This is a genomic window from Oculatella sp. LEGE 06141 (assembly GCF_015207605.1).
GTDB lineage: Bacteria > Cyanobacteriota > Cyanobacteriia > Elainellales > Elainellaceae > Oculatella.
Genome location: NZ_JADEWO010000133.1, coordinates 1 through 2,658 on the forward strand (window position 1 = coordinate 1; position 2,658 = coordinate 2,658).

Annotated in this window: 2 protein-coding genes; both read left to right on the top strand. The window is 49.5% G+C overall.

Going from position 1 to position 2,658, the window contains the following annotated elements; translation table 11 throughout:
- The first annotated feature begins 156 nt into the window (after nucleotides 1-156).
- The gene (locus IQ268_RS31875) at nucleotides 157-324 is read left to right on the top strand and encodes a hypothetical protein (protein WP_193887485.1); all 168 of its coding nucleotides are present in this window, start codon (nucleotides 157-159) and stop codon (nucleotides 322-324) included.
- Nucleotides 314-2,485, top strand: coding sequence for a recombinase family protein (locus tag IQ268_RS31880; protein ID WP_193887488.1), 2,172 nt, complete (start codon nucleotides 314-316; stop codon nucleotides 2,483-2,485). The genes IQ268_RS31875 and IQ268_RS31880 overlap by 11 nt, the downstream gene beginning before the upstream one ends.
- The last annotated feature ends 173 nt before the right edge of the window (nucleotides 2,486-2,658 follow it).

The window sequence follows — 2,658 nt, forward strand, 5'->3', positions numbered from 1 at the left end:
CATCAGCCAGCCGAACGTTCGCTCCATCACCCAATCACAATACCGCGCTACACTTCAAGCAAGGATCTTCGCCTATTGTCAGTATTGAAGGGTTGCTGCGGTTGGTTGCTTTGGTAACGCAATACCGGGTAGCTCTGGATTTGAACACACAAGCAGGTGCACCATGTCAGAGCAACCCATTCCCCCCCGTCTCAACAGACCTTAGTAGCGCATCTGTGGAGTCAATTACCTCCAATTCAGCAACAGCAGCTAGTGACAGTCCTCACCCAAATGATGATGGCTCAGATCGCCACGCTGGAGAAGGGGGGCGGCCATGAATTCTAAACTTGAAGCCTTTAGCTTGCGCTCCGAAAAAATTGGAGCCCTTCATTTGGAACGCTTGGCCGTTGTCTATGTGCGACAATCCACACTCCAGCAGATGTTGGAGCATCAGGAATCTACTCGGCTTCAATACGGTCTGGTAGATCGCGCCCAAGCAATGGGTTGGTCACGAGAACGGGTGTTAGTCATTGACGAGGATTTAGGTAAATCCGGTGCAACGGCGGTTGGACGAACAGGATTTCAGCGATTGGTGGCAGAGGTAAGCCTCAATCACGTTGGGCTGATTCTCGGTTTTGAGATGTCTCGCTTAGCCCGTTGTTCCAAGGACTGGCATCAATTACTGGAAGTTTGCGCCTTGTTTCGGACACTCATTGGTGACTTGGATGGGATTTATGATCCATCTCAGTACAATGACCGCCTGCTGTTAGGACTCAAAGGCACCATGAGTGAAGCGGAATTGCATGTGCTCAAAACGCGCCTACTAGAGGGTAAGCTCAACAAAGCCCGGCGTGGGGAGTTGTCCTTTGACCCACCAATTGGGTATCTGCGTCGTCCTTCGGGAGAAGTCGTTTTTGACCCAGATGAACAGGCTCAAGATACCGTTCGTTTGATTTTTCGTAAGTTTGAGGAAATTGGCACGCTGAACGGTGTCTTGCGTTATTTGGTTCAGGCTGGAATTCAAATTGGTGTACGAATCCGAGAAGGCCCTTATCGAGGTGATTTAGACTGGCGAAAGCCGAACCGGATGACCCTGCAAAATCTGTTGAAAAATCCAGCCTATGCAGGAGCCTATGCCTATGGTCGTCGGCAACAAGATCCGCGTAAGCAGAAGCCCGGACGGCCAACAACGGGACGTGTTGTCAGTGCACCCGAAGATTGGCATGCCCTGGTAATGAACCAATTTCCTGCCTATATTAGCTGGGAGCAGTATCAACAGAATCTTGCTCGCCTACAAGCCAATCGCGCTCGTGCAGAAACGATTGGAGCCGCACGTCATGGGACCGCTTTACTCTCTGGATTACTCGTTTGTCATTTTTGCAATTGTCGGATGACGGTGCATTACAGCGGCGAAGGCCGAACGCACGAATATCTGTGTACTCGCCATCTGAGTAACTATGGGGGTGAAAGATGCCAGCACATTCCAGGAATGACATTGGATAATGCGGTGACATGTCAAGTTCTACAAGCCTTGCAACCTGTCAATTTAGAATTATCTGTACAAGCTTCAAGGCAAGTAGAACAGGAGCGAACTCAATTAAACAAACTATGGCAGCAGAAGCTTGAACGGGCAGCCACAGAAGCAGAACGAGCAGGTCGGCACTATCGATTGGTTGAACCCGAAAATCGGTTAGTGGCTCGACAGTTAGCAAAAGAATGGGAGAAGAAACTGGCGGCACACCAACAAATACAGGAAGATTACCAGCGATTTTGTGCCCAGCAACCGCTTCATTTATCTGAAAACGAATACCGTGCCATTGAGAAACTCGCACAAGATATACCAGCTTTGTGGAATGCCGTGACAACCACAAACATTCAGCGAAAAGAGCTTTTAAGACAACTAATTCGTCGAGTGATTGTACACGCACAGGGACAGAGTGAACAGGTAAAATTATTAATTGAGTGGACAGGCGGAACACAGACTGAACACTCTGCAGTTCGGCCTGTTGCCAGCTTTGAGCAGTTAAGCTACTATCCTCAATTATGTCAACGAATTCAATCGCTAGTCGAGCAAGAATTTGATGCAACATCGATTGCGAGGCAGCTAAATCAAGAAGGCTTCTGCCCTCCTCGACTTCAAGCCGGTTTTACGCGGCATGGAGTGTTAGACCTGATGCGACGACTGGGGTTACATCAACGTCGTCCAAAGGGGTACAACAAAGAGCCTCTAGCGGACGGCGAATGGTGGATTCCTAACCTAGCGCGTCAAATAGGCATACCGGACACCACCCTGTATGGATGGCTAAGGCAAGGGTGGCTTAAGGGTCGCAAGCAGGAGAAACCACCCTATCGCTGGATTGTCTATGCCGATGAAGCTGAGATTGAACGGTTAAAGCAGGGGCGGCAGTTCCCCTTGAGCAACCGGATACGGCAGCAGTGGTTAGGAGAACAATCACCCCTTGCCCCAGATCATTCTTCTGAACAGCCTCAAAAATCGTCGTTCTAAGCAGTCACGCTACTTTGGAGAATCACAATTTATGAAACAACAGCGTCAGTCTAAAACGTTAGGGTCTTCCCCTGACAGTATTGAGGTTTATGAGGGCAGTGTGGATGGGTCATCTCCACGACCCATCTTTTCTTGAGAACCGTAAAGCCTTTGGTCTGCTCTGGTCGCAGCAC